The organism is Brevibacillus fulvus (genome assembly GCF_016908525.1).
GTDB lineage: Bacteria > Bacillota > Bacilli > Brevibacillales > Brevibacillaceae > Brevibacillus_G > Brevibacillus_G fulvus.
This window is the reverse complement of sequence record NZ_JAFBEB010000009.1, coordinates 31080-46193: the sequence shown is the minus strand read 5'-3', so window position 1 is coordinate 46193 and position 15114 is coordinate 31080. Positions and strand designations below refer to the sequence as shown.

At 52.2% G+C, this 15114-nt stretch carries 16 protein-coding genes, 2 riboswitches and 1 other annotated feature; of the genes, 5 read left to right on the top strand and 11 right to left on the bottom strand.

Annotation, left to right across the window (positions count from 1 at the left end):
- Positions 1 to 42 precede the first annotated feature (42 nt).
- A complete protein-coding gene (locus JOD01_RS13210; RefSeq protein ID WP_204518803.1) occupies positions 43 to 978 on the top strand; it encodes a 4-hydroxy-3-methylbut-2-enyl diphosphate reductase in 936 nt (311 codons plus the stop codon).
- A 63-nt stretch (positions 979 to 1041) separates the two neighbouring features.
- Positions 1042 to 2250, top strand: coding sequence for an MFS transporter (locus tag JOD01_RS13205; RefSeq protein WP_204518802.1), 1209 nt, complete (start codon positions 1042 to 1044; stop codon positions 2248 to 2250).
- A gap of 2 nt (positions 2251 to 2252) precedes the next feature.
- Here the strand turns inward: JOD01_RS13205 and JOD01_RS13200 are convergent, their stop codons facing one another.
- Entirely contained in the window at positions 2253 to 2651 is a 399-nt protein-coding gene (locus tag JOD01_RS13200) for a cupredoxin domain-containing protein (RefSeq protein WP_239565444.1), read from the bottom strand.
- 120 nt (positions 2652 to 2771) lie between these two features.
- Positions 2772 to 3395 (bottom strand): LysE/ArgO family amino acid transporter, encoded by a 624-nt coding sequence (locus tag JOD01_RS13195; protein WP_204518801.1) that lies wholly within the window; start codon positions 3393 to 3395, stop codon positions 2772 to 2774.
- A 121-nt stretch (positions 3396 to 3516) separates the two neighbouring features.
- On the opposite strand from JOD01_RS13195, the gene nagA reads away from it, so the two are divergent.
- Positions 3517 to 4683, top strand: coding sequence for an N-acetylglucosamine-6-phosphate deacetylase (nagA, locus tag JOD01_RS13190; RefSeq protein ID WP_204518800.1), 1167 nt, complete (start codon positions 3517 to 3519; stop codon positions 4681 to 4683).
- Positions 4684 to 4800: 117 nt separating this feature from the next.
- Here the strand turns inward: nagA and JOD01_RS13185 are convergent, their stop codons facing one another.
- From JOD01_RS13185 to proB, 6 genes are read right to left on the bottom strand one after another with little or no spacing between them, the layout of a single operon-like run.
- A complete protein-coding gene (locus JOD01_RS13185) occupies positions 4801 to 5136 on the bottom strand; it encodes a spore coat protein (protein WP_204518799.1) in 336 nt (111 codons plus the stop codon).
- A gap of 14 nt (positions 5137 to 5150) precedes the next feature.
- Positions 5151 to 5438 carry a ferritin-like domain-containing protein gene (locus JOD01_RS13180; protein ID WP_204518798.1) on the bottom strand — a complete coding sequence of 96 codons (288 nt, stop codon included), beginning with the start codon at positions 5436 to 5438 and terminating at the stop codon, positions 5151 to 5153.
- Between the two features lie 55 nt (positions 5439 to 5493).
- Positions 5494 to 6318, bottom strand: a complete 825-nt coding sequence (locus JOD01_RS13175; RefSeq protein WP_204518797.1) for a hypothetical protein — start codon at positions 6316 to 6318, stop codon at positions 5494 to 5496.
- 55 nt (positions 6319 to 6373) lie between these two features.
- Positions 6374 to 7213 carry a pyrroline-5-carboxylate reductase gene (gene proC, locus JOD01_RS13170; RefSeq protein WP_204518796.1) on the bottom strand — a complete coding sequence of 280 codons (840 nt, stop codon included), beginning with the start codon at positions 7211 to 7213 and terminating at the stop codon, positions 6374 to 6376.
- A gap of 24 nt (positions 7214 to 7237) precedes the next feature.
- Positions 7238 to 8497 (bottom strand): glutamate-5-semialdehyde dehydrogenase, encoded by a 1260-nt coding sequence (locus JOD01_RS13165; protein WP_204518795.1) that lies wholly within the window; start codon positions 8495 to 8497, stop codon positions 7238 to 7240.
- A 31-nt stretch (positions 8498 to 8528) separates the two neighbouring features.
- Positions 8529 to 9617, bottom strand: a complete 1089-nt coding sequence (proB, locus tag JOD01_RS13160; protein ID WP_204518794.1) for a glutamate 5-kinase — start codon at positions 9615 to 9617, stop codon at positions 8529 to 8531.
- Between the two features lie 55 nt (positions 9618 to 9672).
- Positions 9673 to 9918: a binding site (T-box leader), on the bottom strand.
- Positions 9919 to 10129: 211 nt separating this feature from the next.
- On the opposite strand from proB, the gene JOD01_RS13155 reads away from it, so the two are divergent.
- Both JOD01_RS13155 and JOD01_RS13150 read left to right on the top strand, forming a co-directional pair.
- Entirely contained in the window at positions 10130 to 10543 is a 414-nt protein-coding gene (locus JOD01_RS13155) for a hypothetical protein (RefSeq protein ID WP_204518793.1), read from the top strand.
- Between the two features lie 158 nt (positions 10544 to 10701).
- The gene (locus JOD01_RS13150) at positions 10702 to 11880 is read left to right on the top strand and encodes an acetyl-CoA C-acetyltransferase (protein ID WP_204518792.1); all 1179 of its coding nucleotides are present in this window, start codon (positions 10702 to 10704) and stop codon (positions 11878 to 11880) included.
- An 81-nt stretch (positions 11881 to 11961) separates the two neighbouring features.
- On the opposite strand, the gene JOD01_RS13145 is transcribed toward JOD01_RS13150, so the two are convergent.
- The 3 genes from JOD01_RS13145 to JOD01_RS13135 are packed head-to-tail and all read right to left on the bottom strand — an operon-like array spanning position 11962 to position 14494.
- Positions 11962 to 12609, bottom strand: a complete 648-nt coding sequence (locus JOD01_RS13145; RefSeq protein WP_204518791.1) for a methylthioribulose 1-phosphate dehydratase — start codon at positions 12607 to 12609, stop codon at positions 11962 to 11964.
- Positions 12606 to 13283 (bottom strand): 2-hydroxy-3-keto-5-methylthiopentenyl-1-phosphate phosphatase, encoded by a 678-nt coding sequence (locus tag JOD01_RS13140; RefSeq protein ID WP_204518790.1) that lies wholly within the window; start codon positions 13281 to 13283, stop codon positions 12606 to 12608. The genes JOD01_RS13145 and JOD01_RS13140 overlap by 4 nt, the downstream gene beginning before the upstream one ends.
- Positions 13280 to 14494: a 2,3-diketo-5-methylthiopentyl-1-phosphate enolase gene (locus tag JOD01_RS13135; RefSeq protein WP_204518789.1), complete on the bottom strand. Its 1215-nt coding sequence runs from the start codon at positions 14492 to 14494 to the stop codon at positions 13280 to 13282. Before JOD01_RS13135 ends, JOD01_RS13140 begins: the two co-directional genes overlap by 4 nt.
- 119 nt (positions 14495 to 14613) lie before the next feature.
- Positions 14614 to 14739: riboswitch (SAM riboswitch) on the bottom strand.
- A 186-nt stretch (positions 14740 to 14925) separates the two neighbouring features.
- Positions 14926 to 15047: riboswitch (SAM riboswitch) on the top strand.
- Positions 15048 to 15114 lie beyond the last annotated feature (67 nt).

The following is a 15114-nucleotide window of genomic DNA, read 5'->3' as shown; positions in this document are numbered from 1 at the left end:
ATTGGATCAAGTATGAACCAACATAAAAAAGGAGGGGCAGAGATGGAAGTTGTAAAAATTTCCCCCCGCGGTTACTGTTACGGTGTCGTCGACGCGATGGTGTTGGCGTTGAAAACAGCACAAAATTTTGATTTGCCTCGTCCGATTCATATTTTAGGGATGATTGTCCATAATTCGCATGTCGTCGAATCATTTGAAAGCATGGGAATCAAGACGTTGGATGGCGATGATCGGCTTGCGCTGCTGGACAAAATTGACGAAGGGACGGTCATTTTCACCGCCCATGGCGTATCGCCGGAGGTTCGCCGCAAAGCTCGCGAGAAAGGGCTGACAGTTGTCGACGCCACTTGCCCGGATGTAACGAAAACGCATGATTTGATCCGAGAGAAAGTGGCTGACGGCTATCATGTCATCTATATTGGGAAAAAAGGCCATCCGGAGCCGGAGGGTGCGGTCGGCATCGCTCCCGACAAAGTGCATCTGGTGCAAACGCTGGAGGAGATCGAACAGCTTGCCCTGCCGGCGGATAAGCTGATTGTCACGAATCAAACGACGATGAGCCAATGGGATGTCAAGCACTTGATGGATGCTATCATCAAACGGTTTCCCGGTGTCGAAGTGCATAACGAAATTTGTCTGGCGACACAGGTGCGGCAAGAAGCGGTTGCTGCCCAAGCGGGTGAAGCGGATCTGTGTATTGTCGTGGGCGATCCGCGCAGCAACAATTCCAACCGGTTGGCCCAGGTGGCCGAAGAAATTGCCGGCGTGCCGTCCTATCGCATTGCCGATCTGTCGGAACTGCAACTGGACTGGTTGAAGGGGAAAAAGAAAGTGGCGGTTACTTCCGGTGCATCCACGCCTACGCCGTTGACAAAAGAAGTCATTCAATTTCTGGAGCAGTATGACGAAAACAACCCGGAAACATGGGTAAAACAACGCACGGTCAATATGCAGAAAATCTTGCCGACTGTCAAGTAAACATAAAAGCGGTCCGTTCTCCTCAAACAATGGGTTAGTTCAGTAAAGCGAGGAAATCCATCCATGAAACATGGGCAAACCGAACAGTTTCTACAAGAGCAAGGCAAGGCGGCGTCAAGGGCATACCTGATGATCAGCGGCCTCTATTTGGCCATTTATTACGGGATCGGTGCCTTTACGCCGCTCATTGCCCAGTATTATCATTCGATTCACCTGACAGGAACACAAATCGGCTTGATCAGTTCGATTACCCCGCTGATTTCCATTGTCACCCAGCCGATGTGGGGAATCATTTGCGACCGGTTTCAGGTGCGCAAGCGGGTGCTGTTTCTCACTCTGCTTGCCGCTGGCTTGGTCGTGTTGTTTTTTACCCGCGCGCAAACGTTTGGCCAGGTCATTGTTTTGCTGACCATTTTGTCTGTTTTTCAGAGCGCCGTTATCCCGATTTCCGACAGTTTGGCATTGGCTTATGGGAAGAAGCATAATATGCCGTTCGGCAATTTGCGCATGTGGGGAGCGGTCGGCTTTGCCGTATCCGCATTGGTGACCGGTTTGCTGATCCAGCTGTGGGGGCCGAAAGTTTTGTTTTTTGTTTTTGCTGCGGCTTTTGTGCTGGCCACTTTGTTTTTGAAAAAAATCCCCGATGATACGGAAGGGGCGCGCCTGCATGCAAGCATCTTTTCGGGCATTGGCAGTTTGCTGAAGATCCCCCGCTTTACCTTGTTTTTGTTCGGCGCGTTTTTCATCTATGGCGCCGTCAATGCCCACAATTTGTATTTTTCGCTGTTTTACCAGCATATCGGCGGATCGGTGGCGGGCGTCGGCCTTGCCTTTCTGCTGTTCGCCGGCAGTGAAGCCCCTTGCATGAAACTGGCCGCGATGATTACCCGTCGCTGGGGGCTGGAATACACCTTGTTAACCGCCGGCATTATTTCAACGGCACGCTGGTTCTGGTACAGCACCGCTCCCAACACGCTGATCGTGCTGCTGCTGTTTTTTATCCAGGGCCTCTCGATTGGCTTTTATTTGGCAGCAGCTGCCCAATATGTGCGGGAGAATACTCCCGGGACGCTGCAAGTGACAGCCTTGGCTGTATTTATGTCATTCGGGCAAGGATTGGGTGCGGTTTTTTGCGACTTTCTCGGCGGAATCGTCATGCAATATTTTGGCATTTTGCAAACGTACCTCTTCCTTGGGCTGGCCTCAGGACTTGGCCTGATTCCTGTTCTGCTCATTTGCTTTGGCCCATGGAAACGGCAAACCGCTTCCTGAAGTCATTCGATTGTTACGGTTCCGCGATATCCGGTTTCCGGGTATCCGGGACTGTTAGAGACAAACAGATACGTTCCTTTTTGCCCGGCTTTAAACTCCAAGGTCGCGGTTTGGTTGGGTTGGATATTGGCAGAAAACACTCGTAAGTCCGGTATCGTAAAATTATGGACATGGTTGTCGATATTGGTGATCATCAGCGATACGGTTTCACCCTGACGGCAATGAAGGTTTTGGGGCAAAAAGCCGGAATGAGTGATCGTGATCGGCTGATTCTTCTTGTTAATCGTCAGCGAGGAAGATTTGACCGACAACTGACTGTGCAAAATCAGCAAGACGGCAGTCAATGCCAAGGCAATCAGCGGGTATAGCAACTGGTTAAGGCGAGGTTGTTTGTTCATCATGCTTGTATCAACTCCTTATACCATCGTCTGTAACAAATCATTTGGTGTTAAAATTAGGGTTTCCCGAATCAACGCCAAAAAAACCCCAAAGTTCGCTGAGGTTTTGTCACGGAAACGATGCTAAGAGAGCGTGTGATACAAGCTGACGGCCATATAGACGGCGACGCCCCACATGATCAGTGCGGAGAGACGGTTGAGGATGCGCAGCAGCCGACCGGAACGATCAAGTTGTCCGACCATTCTGCCGGCCAGAGCCAGGGCGAAAAACCAGACGCAGGAGACGAGAATGCAGGCAATGGTATAACTCCATTTTTCCCCGCCCGCATAGACAAGCGAACTGGTTCCGATTACTCCGACCGTATCAAGGATGGCATGGGGATTAAGCAAGGAGACCGAGGCGGCAAACATCATTTGTTTTTTCGGGGAGAAGCGTTCCGCCTGCTGGCTCGAGCCTGTTTCGGGCTTGCTTTTCCAAGTTAACCAGCCCATGTATAGCAAAAAGAAGATTCCGATCGCAAACAAAAGCGTCTTGAGCCATGTAACAGTCAAAACAACCAGCGAGACGCCCAGCACAGCCAGCAAAATCAGGATCGTATCACAGATGGCCGCTGTGAAGACGACGGGCAACGCCCGTGAAAAGCGTTGTTGGGTCGCGCCTTGGGTAAAGACGAAAACATTTTGGGCGCCGAGGGGTAAAATTAAGCCGATGGCGAGCAAAAAGCCGTGCATAAATGCGCTTAACATCCTTGTTCTCCTTTCCCGATGAAAAAAATCCCATATGACTAAGCATAACGGATCACCGTCCGCTTGTCTGCAGTCAATCATATGGCGGGAAAGGCGAACCAAGAAATCGAGGGGACGAATAATGAACGAAACAAAAATGTGGACAGGGCGGCTTGTCCTGCCGGATCAGATTGTGGACGAAGGCGTTTTGTTGACAGAGGGCAGCAAAATCATCTACGCCGGTTCTCGTGCCGCTTGTCCGTTTTCTGCAACCAACGCAGAGCAAGTGGACGGTTGGATCTGGCCGGGATTGATTGATACCCATATTCACGGCATTGGCGGCAGCGATGTTATGGACGGCACACCAGAGGCATTGGCGGTGATTTCGCAAAGCTTGGCCAAATATGGCGTAACCGGTTTTTTGGCGACAACGATGACGGCAGAGGTAAACCGACTGGTAGAAGTGGTGGAAAATGCCGTCCGCAAGGCGCGGGAGCCGCAGGAAGCGTTAAGCGGCGCTCGCCTGCTGGGCATTCATTTGGAAGGTCCCTGGATTAATCCTGAGCTGAAAGGGGCGCAAAATGGCGAGTTTGTGGTTAATCCGACCCGGGAACAGGTAGAGCGGATTTATCACGCAGCCCAGGGGCTGCTGCGCACCGTAACGATTGCGCCTGAACTGCCGGGGGCAGCGGAGGCGATTCGTTTCTTGAAAGGGCAGGGAGTTACGGTATCAGCGGGACACACCAATGCCAAATTTGCCGAGGTCGAGGAGGCAATCAAAGAAGGGGTCGCCCATTTTACACACTGTTTCAATGCGATGCGCGGGCTGCATCACCGTGAACCGGGAGTAGTCGGCGCGGCGATGGTCCACGACGAATTGAGTACGGAATTGATCGCCGACGGCATTCACGTTCATCCGGCGGTCATGAAAATCTTGTACAAAGTAAAGCAGGAGAAGCGGATTGCCTTGATCAGCGACGCCATGCGGGCTACCGGAATGGCCAACGGAGAATACGACTTGGGGGGACAAATGATTCAGGTGAGAGACGGAATGGCCACACTGCCAGACGGTACGCTGGCCGGCAGTGTTCTCACCTTGAACCGGGCGGTGGCCAATCTGGTGACGCTCTCAGGCGTGCCGTTGCCGGATGCGGTTCGGATGGCTTCCTTGACCCCAGCGGAAATTATCGGAGTCTCCGCGCGGAAAGGGCAGCTGAAAACCGGCTATGATGCCGACGTCACCATCGTCAGCAATCAGTTTGAAGTATTGCAAACGTTCGTGGAAGGCAAGCTGGTCTACCAAAAGTAGAGCCTGCGGACAAACCGACCCATACAGAAAAGCCAGTCAACACACGAGTTTTGTGTAAGACTGGCTTTTTTGTATGGTGTTCTTACGCAGAGTGACTGTTAGCGGTGCTCTTTGCTTCTAGTAAGGAAACTGGGAAGCGTAATTGCTAAATTGCTGGTAAGTTTGCTGCAGTTTTTGCTGCTCTTCCGCCTCCAGCTTGTACCATCCCTTGCGGAACATCACTTCATACATTTCCCGCGCGCTTTGATGCGTTTCCGTCAAAATTTGCAGCATTTCCTCATAAAGTTCGCGATGGCTTGCTTCCCGAACCGCGACGTTCAAGCTGTCGGTCAAATATTTGCAGGTAGCCAGAGCATCATTAATAAAATCGCGATCGTTCATCTCCGGACTTTTCACTTTTGGCAGCTGCCCGGTTTGCGGGTTGGCGATCATATTGGAATTTGGCTGACTCATTGTCTCCACCGCCTTTAGTTGGACTGTGGCATATTTGCCATTTGTTGCGCATTGTTGACTTGCAGATGGGGGAGCAGCCTTTGAAAGTGCTGTTGATGCATTTGTCCGGTTTTCTCCAGAATTTGGCTGATTTCCGGATCCTGCACTTGTTGTGCATAAAAATGAAACTTTTTAAAGGCAAGCAGCTCCCAGGAAAGCGCGTCCTTCAAATAGGCAATATCTTTTGTTGTAATGACGCGGGGCGGCGCGGAAATGGGCGGCTGTTGCTGTTGTTGTTGTGGAGGGACTAAAGTTGCCGGCATTTGGGGTTCTCCTTTCGATTCGATTTCGGTAATAGCATGGACAACCCCGTCTGATTTATGCCTGGTCCTTTTTGTGCAACGAGATGGCTGAGACGTACAGATCAATGCTGGCCGGAGCAATTTCCAGCGAGTAGCTGATTTCGGCAAAAACCGCTTGCTGGATCCGGGATAGCAACGGCAATACAGGCTGCAAATACGCCATATTAAGAGAAAGGCTGATCGTTAACCGCGGCAAATCGTCAAACGTATAGCTTGTTTTCAGTTGCGGACCGACCTCCGGAAAACGCTGACAGGTGATTTGCACCAATTTTTTTAATACCTGTTCATTGAGTTGAATCCTGCCGCCAAAAAAGGTGGGGCGGACGATCGTTGTTTCGCCGATGATCTCCTTTTTCGCCGAAAAAATTTGCTGCGCTGAGGCGATAATCCGCTGGAAAAAGTCGCGCTCCACTTCGATGCGGGGAATCGGGATGACATGCTTCCCCTGCGTCTCCCGGATATACTTGGCCGCTTCAATTTCCGACAGCGATTTGACATCCTCGATCGGAATGAACGTAAGGTTGGCCGCGGGCAGCCGCAAAGCGTCAATGATACGGTGAATCATGCGTTGCGATGTGCCCAAAATCAACAATCGCTCCGGAGACAGCTGCCAGAGAACCTGGCGAACCTCCTCGGCATGGTCTTGATAGTGAAAGATAGCCCGTTTGACCGCCTGAATTTTTGTCTTTTCATATTTGGCCGACGAGCCCGCCGCTTTTTGTCCGCGGTAAATCAAGATGCCATCGTCAATGATCGTATCGACTTGCAGCTGGTGGGCCAATTTCAAAGCGCTGCTGCTCTTCCCGGTGCCGCTGGTTCCAAACAAAGCGTAGATATGCATCGGTTGATCCCCTCACTTTGCCACGATCACCTGTCCATTCGGCAGGGGTGGGTCGTTAGCGATATAGTTTGCCTAATTCCTCAGACTTTTCCGCAGCTCGCAAAATCGCATCAATCATTGCCTGTTGGAAAGAGTAGGAGTTGAGCACAGCCAAACCGGCTTCGGTCGTACCTCCCGGGCTGGTGATTTTGCGGCGCAATTCAGCCGGTTCCTCTTCCGCTTTCAACAGCATGTGGGCAGCCCCCAATAACGTTTGGACGGTTAGTTCGCGCGACAGATCAGCTGGCAACCCCGCTTTTACCCCGGCCTGTTCCATCGCTTCGGCCATATAGTAGATAAACGCAGGACCGCTGCCGGAAAGTCCGGTCAGGATATGCAAATCTGCTTCGGCGACTTGAAATACGCTGCCGATCGCCCGGAATAATTGCGCGGCGATTTCCAGATGAGATTCGCTGGCATATCGGCCGGCGGCGATTCCGGTCGCGGACAAGCCGACCGAAGAGGAAGTATTGGGCATGGTTCGGATAATCGGACAGTCGACTCCCAGCCATTCGTTGATATTTTTAGTTGAAATGCCCGCCATCACCGAGACGATCAACTGGTCGCGGCGAATGTATTTTCCGAGGCGCAGGCATACTTCCTTGGCTTCCTTCGGTTTGATCGCCAGCAGCAACATTGTGCTGTCCTTCACCATCGTTTCGAGGTCGCGAGTGGGGGAAACCCCGTAGCGTTGCTGAAGATAAAGGAGCCGTTGATCATTTTGATGGTTAGTGACATAGATTTGAGCGGGGGAAAGGATCTCGTTCTTGATGATCCCGCCCAATATCGATTCCGCGATGGACCCGGCGCCGACAAAGCCGACGCGCAAGGTATCGCGGTTTTCCAGAGTTCGCATGTTTGTGCTCATCCCTTTCTGTTCTTAGCGGATGTGGCCATTTCCGACAATGAGATATTTGGTGCTCGTCAGAGCGGTCAAGCCCATTGGACCGCGAGCGTGAATTTTTTGCGTACTGATGCCAAATTCCGCGCCAAAGCCAAATTCGCCGCCATCCGTAAAGCGTGTGGATGCATTGTGATACACGGCTGCGGCATCGACGGCGCCCAGGAAGCGCGCTGCCTTCCCGGTATCCTCGGTAATGATCGCTTCCGAATGACCGGTGCTGTGCTGTTCAATATGCTGCAGAGCTTCGTCAAGATCAGCGACGGTCCGTACCGCGATGATCAAATCCAAATATTCCGTATCCCAGTCGGCGTCGGTGGCTGACTGCAGCAGGTGAGCCAGTTCCGGATGCTGCTCACGGGTCAGCGGGCAGGCACGGAGCTGAACGCCGGCTGCGGCCAGCTCCGTCAACAATCGTTCGCTGTACGGCCAATTTTTATGGAGCAGCAGCTTTTCCGCCGCATTGCAGACGGCGGGGCGGCTCGTTTTGGCGTTGATGACGATCGGAATCGCTTTGTCCGGATCAGCAGACTGATCGACAAACAAATGACAGTTGCCAACCCCGGTCACCAGGACAGGGACAGTGGATGTTTTGACCACACGATTGATCAAATCTGCTCCGCCGCGCGGAATGATTACATCAATCAATCCATTCAAGGTGCACAATGTATCGACGGCTTCCCGCTGATCAGCGGTCAAGTATTGGACCGCTTCTTCGGGCAAATCAAGCGAACGCAATGCTTGCTGAATGCTTGCTGTCAGCGACTGGTTGGTTTGCCGCGCAGTACGGCTGCCGCGCAAGACAATCGCATTTCCCGTTTTCAAGGCAATCGCGGCGGCATCGATCGTGACATTGGGACGGGCTTCGTAAATCATCCCGATCACGCCGAGCGGCACGCGGATTTGCCGGAAAGACAGCCCATCGGCTCTTTGCCATTGAGCAACTTCCTCGCCGATTGGATCAGGCAAAGCGGCCAGCTCCTCCAAACTGTTGGCCAAGTCGAGTACTCGTTGGTGATTGAGCCGCAGGCGGTCAAGATAGGCTTGCGGATACTGGTTGTTTGCGGCCGCAGCCAGATCTTGTTCATTGGCGGCGAGAATCGTTGATTCGTTCTCCAGCAGCTGTTGGGCAATTTTGCGCAAAGCGGCATTTTTCTGTTCTGTGGATAGCAAAGCCCATTTTCGCGCTGCTTGCTTCGCTGCCAAAGCTTGTTGGACAACACTGTCTACATGCGTCATAATCGATCATTCCTTTCGTGACAAGTTGGATTTATGGCACCAAGACCCATTGGTCCCGATGGATGACTTCGTTTTCCAGGCGAACGCCCTGTTGTGGAGAAAGAGCCAATCGCAATACTTCGGCACCGTAGCGGCTGACCCCCCGGCCGAGCGGTTGACTTCCGCAAAACACTTCCACCACTTCGCCCGGCTGAAAGTCGCCGGCTACGTCGCGCACACCGCCGATCAAAAGGCTTCGTCTGTCGCGCGTCAGTGCATGGGCTGCACCTTCATCGATAAAAATTTGCCCTTTCACCGGAGAATGCAGGGCGATCCACTGTTTTCGCGTAGGCAAGTTTTCGTTTTTGCCGCTCACATAGGTACCTTCGCCGCGGCCAGCGGCAATCTCCAATAAACTGTCCGGCCGGGTAGCCCGCCCGATAAAAGTGGAAATGCCCAAATTTTGCGCGGTTTTGGCGGCGATAATTTTTGAGCGCATCCCGCCGGTGCCCAATGAACCGGCATCGCCTGCCGCCGCTTCCGCTTCCGCCGTAATCTCCGCAAGATAAGGAATGCGCACGGCGTCTTTATGTTTGCGCGGGTCTTTGTCATAAAGACCGTCGGTATCCGTAATAATCGTATATAGATCGGCATGAACCAATCCGGAAACGAGCGCGCCGAGCATGTCGTTGTCACCAAATGTCAATTCCGCGACCGAGACGGGATCATTTTCGTTAATAATCGGTACGATGCCGCGGGAAAGCAGTAAAGAAATAGTCTCAAAAGCATGGTGATAACGTTCCTTGTCGGAAAAATCGCTGCGCGTCAGCAAAATTTGCGCCACGTTGTAATGATGCTCGGCGAACAGGGAAGCATAGCTTTGCATCAAGACGCTTTGCCCGATGGCCGCTGCTGCTTGCTTGGCGACCAAAGTCCGCGGGCGCTGCTGGTAACCGAGCAGAGTATAGCCGCTGGCGACAGCTCCCGATGATACGAGCAGTACCTCATGCCCCTCATTTTTCAGCAGCGACAACGCTTCAACCAACAGCTTCATTTTAGCGAAATCGCAACCGCCGTGCGGTGAAGCGAGAGAACTGCTGCCCACTTTGACGACAATTCGTTTTTTTCCTTCCGACTGCATGTTGAAAAGACCTCCACAATGGAATATAAAGCAAAAAACCCTTTCATCCCTAAAAAATAAGGACGAAAGGGTAACTTCCGCGGTACCACCTTACTTGACAACCGCAAGCTGATCTTTCGGCAGACCAGTGCAGGTTATCCGGCTCTCTTTTTTGATAACAGGTAAAAGCAACCTGGCCAGGTTATATCCCTGGCTGCTCCGGGATGGGTTCAAACCGTTTCATGGACGAAATCTTTCAGCCGCCGGATTTCGCTCTCTGAGCCAGAAAGAGGGTTTTACTATTTCCCTTCGACGCAATGCCATATATGAATCATTGTAGCGTGTGCAAGTCAATTTATTTTCATTATTATGTGGATGAACCGAAAAAATGTCAAGGGCAATATTTAACATAGCCGGCGAAAAGCCCGCCAAATCGCTTGATCAGCAGGAGATCACCAGATAATAGGGGTTGTTTCTTGCCCGGTTTCCAACTATCATGGAAAGGAATAAAGTCACGTAGCTGAGGTGGAAAAATGTTTGGTTTTAGCAAAAAGGAGAAAAAACCGGATGGGACGGACCTGTTGCTGATCGCGGTTGATAGCCAGAACCGTTCGCTGTATCAGGTTGCCTTTCCGAGTATTGTGGCGAATGACATTGTCAGCATGCTGAAAAAACTGCAGCGTTCTCCGCTTAACAAAAAGGACTATATCGGGGAAATCGGCGGGTTTCGCATTATGACCCATATCGAAGCGGCCACCCATGTAGAAATCTTGGATGAAGCAGATTTGCAAGCACATCCGGTGCAAATTCAAGACTTCGCCAACATGCTGCTCATGCGGTTGGAAGCTTTGGAACAAAGCGGGAAACTGGAAGACTCCGAAGATCTGGCATTTCTTATGGGAGAATTGGTTATGCTGCGTGACGGCAGTTTTGTTCCGCAAAAATAACAAAACTCGATCATTGCGCTTCAGTAAATATATGGGAAAATTGTCTTTGCAACCGTTTTCTTCCTGGGGTAAACTGGAAGAGAAACGGTTGTTTTTCTTTTCTGTATATTCAATCTTTTCTTTGGCGTTGGTGGATAGTGACAAAGGAGGGGTATGTCATGAGGCGGGCAGTGATTGTTTCCGCGGTGCGAACCGCAGTTGGCAAGGCAAAGAAAGGCAGCTTGCGAGAGGTACACCCGGTCGATCTGGGAGCGGCTGTCGTGGAGGAATTGCTGCGGCGTACACCGCAGCTGGCTGCAGAGGAAATCGATGACCTGCTGATCGGAAACGCAGTGCCGGAAGCGGAGCAAGGGACCAATATGGCCAGATTGATCGGATTGCGAGCCGGCCTTCCCGACAGTGTGCCGGGTGTGACGATCAACCGGTTTTGCTCTTCGGGATTGCAAACAATTGCGTACGCGGCTTATCAGATAATGTCTGGCGACAGTGACGTTGTCATCGCCGGCGGTGTGGAAAGCATGAGTCTCGTCCCGATGCAAGGGCATCATGTCAAGCCTAATCCTGCACTGGTTGCAACGATGCCGGAAGCTTACATAGGGATGGGGGAGACAGCGGAACGGGTGGCGGAGCGCTATCGCGTATCGCGGACAGAGCAGGATGCGTTTGCCGTAGAGAGTCATCGGCGGGCAAAAGCGGCGTTGGCGGCAGGCAAATTTGCCGATGAGATCGTCCCGCTGACTGTCCACGAAAAAATTGTCGATGCGGACGGAGTGGAAACCGTCACGGAAAAAACGTTTGCCGTGGATGAAGGGGTTCGCCCGGATACTTCTTTGGAAGTGCTGGCTACGCTCAAACCGGTATTCCGCATGGATGGTACGGTAACCGCAGGGAACTCCTCCCAAACCAGTGACGGAGCGGCAGCAGTCTTGCTGATGTCGGAGGAAAAGGCGGAAGCGCTGGGGCTCAAACCGCTCGCCCGCTTCTGCTCCTTTGCGGTTGGCGGGGTTGCCCCGGACATCATGGGAATCGGTCCGGTCGTGGCTGTTCCCAAAGCGTTGAAGTCCGCGGGAATTTCTTTGGAGCAGGTGGACTTGTTTGAATTAAATGAAGCGTTTGCCTCACAGGCGATTGCCGTCATTCGCGAGTTGGGACTTGATCGGGAGAAAGTCAATGTGAACGGAGGGGCGATCGCTCTTGGGCATCCGCTCGGCTGTACGGGTGCGAAACTGACGGTTTCCCTTTTGCATGAATTGCAAAGACGCCAACAGCGCTACGGCGTAGTGACGATGTGTATTGGCGGCGGAATGGGTGCGGCGGGCGTATTTGAAAGGATTTGACTCGTCAGCCAGCAGACAGCAAAGACCCACTCAGGCACACAGTGTCGAGTGGGTCTTTTTGTCTCGTCCGCGCGCGGCCGGTCAGGTAGCCGGCAAGCTTACGTGGCGAAGCTGCAGCCAGCGCAGATGATATTCAAACAAAAATTCGAATGCTTCCAGATGGCGTTTCGCTTCAAAATCGGACGCGCCCCAGGCGTAAATGCCATGATTGCGGATCAACACGCCCGGAATGTCAGGGGTGATCACTTTCTCGATCGCGGCAGCCAATTTGGGAATATCGGCGAAATTCTCCACGATAGGAACAGCAATCGAGGCGTTCTCTTCCCAGATTCCCAACCCTTTGATCAATTCTTGTCCCTGAATCGAAAAGGCCCGTTGCCCGAAATAAAGTTCGGAAATCAGATTGTTGCCGAGTGTATGAACGTGAAAGCAAGCTTTTGCTTGAGGAATTTTTTTGTAGACGACGGCGTGAATCAAAGTTTCCGCAGAAGGCTTCAGGCTGGTTGGTTCCACGGGAGCCGCGTCTTCGTTGACGATCAGGTAGTCTTCCGGCGTCAGTTTCGTCTTGTCTTTTCCGCTTGCCGTTACGGCGAATTGCAGCGGTTGATCAGTCAGTTTGATCGACAGATTGCCGCTTGTCCCGGGAAACCAATCCCGTTTGGCAAACGTCAGCTTGACTTCATCCAAGCGTTTAAATGCATCCAGGCGTTGTTCAATGGTCAGGCTCATGCTTTTGCCTCCAGTTTCGTTTGTAAGCTTTTTACAATATCAATCACATCGAAAAAAGTGGTGAATGGCTCATAGGCCAGTTTAAGCTCAGCGCATTTTTCTTGTAAAAGCGAACGGGCGATCACGAAATCGGCAATCTTTGCCCCGGCTAAATCGGTGATGCTGTCGCCGATCACCACCCGGTAATAGTTGGCTGGATCGTACTGGCGAATAATAGAAGTTTTGCACATGCCGCAATCGTTGGCGCAGTGTTCGTCACAAGCGTGCGGCCAGGTGATCGTAATCGTATCGCCGCTAAAGTCGCTGCCGTTACAGTAGATCGGCACCGTCAGGTCAAAAGGTTCGAGAATCGGCTCCAGGAAGAAATCGATGCCGCCGCTCGTAATCAACAGCTCAACTTGCTGCTCCTGCCGGCAAAATTGCACAAACTCGGCAAAGCCGGGGCGAATTTTCGTCTCTTTCACAATAAAATCGATGATCTCCTGGCGCAAACTCGACGGAAGCATGGCAAACATTTTCCCCACGCCTTCGCGAACACTGATCTGTTGGCCAAGCACTTGGTCAGCAATTGCTTCCCAGCCGGGGGGAGCAAAACGTTTCATAATCGCGACGATGTTGTCTTTCTCCGTAATCGTCCCGTCAAAATCGCAAAATAACACGAGTTTTTTTGTCATCGACCGTTCCCCCATTTGGCCAGCGCTGTCTTCAATGGTTCCGATTGCTCGGCCGCTTCTTGCAGTTCTTGTCCGTTGACTACTGCCCGGATTGCTGCGACGAACGCCTGTGCTCCCGCTGTTGCGCCGCCCGGATGGCCATGAATACCGCCGCCGGCATTGACCACTTGATCCATTCCGAAGTCCTTGAACAACTGCGGCACTAATCCCGGATGGATTCCCGCCGACGGAACAGGGAATGATTTTTTCAACGCCAATTCCGGACTGACCAGATGTCCGGCCAACGCCAATGCTTCGTCCTTGTCCAAGGCCACATTTCCGTATGGAGACGGGAACAGAACAAGATCGGCCCCTACGAGTCGCAACAATTTGCCCAGCAGAAGCGAGACGGTGATTCCGTAGTCAGCGGACGGATAGTAGGCGCCAGCGAGAGCGGGATGGGCCATGATCGGAACGGTGATGTCCGGATCAGCAGCCAGTCGGTGCAAGGCGTCGTAGCCGTACGGGAGCACATTGAACAGCAGACATGGGGCGCCGGCTTCAATCGCTTGTTTGGCGCGATCGTTCAGGCGATCGACCGGACCGGTCAGGTTGGGCGCATAGAGAACCGGTTTTCCGGTTTGTTGTTCGACTTCGGCGGCGATTTGCCGAAAGGCTTTGATCCGTTCCAGAAAAGGAGCGCGTTCATCAGCGAAAAAGATCTCATCGTCTTTTACCAGATCGACTCCGCCCATGGCTTGCGCGCGGAATTGCGTTTTCAGATCGTCAAAGGGCAGCCCGAGGCAAGACTTAAAGATGCTCATCAGCAACGGCCGATCGTGCACGCCCAGACGCTCGCGCACACCTTCGATGCCGAATTTCGGGCCCGGAAAAGCGGAGACAAACTGTTCCGGCAGCTTGATGTCTACCAGCTTGATTTTGCCGTCCATCGACAGTTTGCCAAAGACGCCGGTCAATAGGGAAGGGACATCCTTGGTAAAGTTGCGAACGGGATAGCTGACGGTGATCGTCCCTCTAATCTCTCCGTTTTCCAATGTTTCCAGCGGATTGGCTCCAACCGCTTCGCCGAGATACGGCTGCAGTTCTGCTTGCTTGGCTGCGGGCAAATCTGTCCATGAGCCGACTGTCATGCCGACCGCGATCGCTTCCGCTTTTTTTTGCAAATCTTTTGCTTGCGTCAAATAGGTGACTTCAATGCGTTGTTCCGCCATGTATCAACAGCCTCCTTTAGATCGATAAACCGCCGGAAAGAAAAAACCTCCCAAGGAGGGAGGTGTCTGTTTTGGGCATCTCCTCTCATCTCTCAGGAGCGTTGTTCATCGATAACACGAACTTTTCGTTCATTGTTAGATTGGTAATGCTCCTGCAGGAATTAGCACCGTTACGCTATTTTTCGTCATAAGCGCCGGTTGCCGGGCATCATCGGGCCAGTCCCTCTGCCATCTCACGATAAGAGTCTACTTTCTTATTGGAAAACTTTCTTTATCCGACATAACTATCCAAATCATATGATGAACCGGCTGGGGGAGTCAACCCTTCTTTCCGAGGCGGCGAGAGCACACTTGCTGTAAAAAACCAGTTGACATGGGTTGGAACCAGTTGTATGATTCGAACTAGAATTTACAGTTAAATAGGATTGGATACCTTATCCAGAGAAGGTGGAGGGACTGGCCCGATGAAACCCGGCAACCGACATGGTGCAGATTGTCTGCGCTGTGCACGGTGCTAATTCCTGCAGAAACAAATGATTCTGGAAGATAAGGGGGAACCAATAGCGTTCGCATATAGGTGCCTCTTTCTTCGGAAAGAGGCTTTTACTTTTTGGTGATAA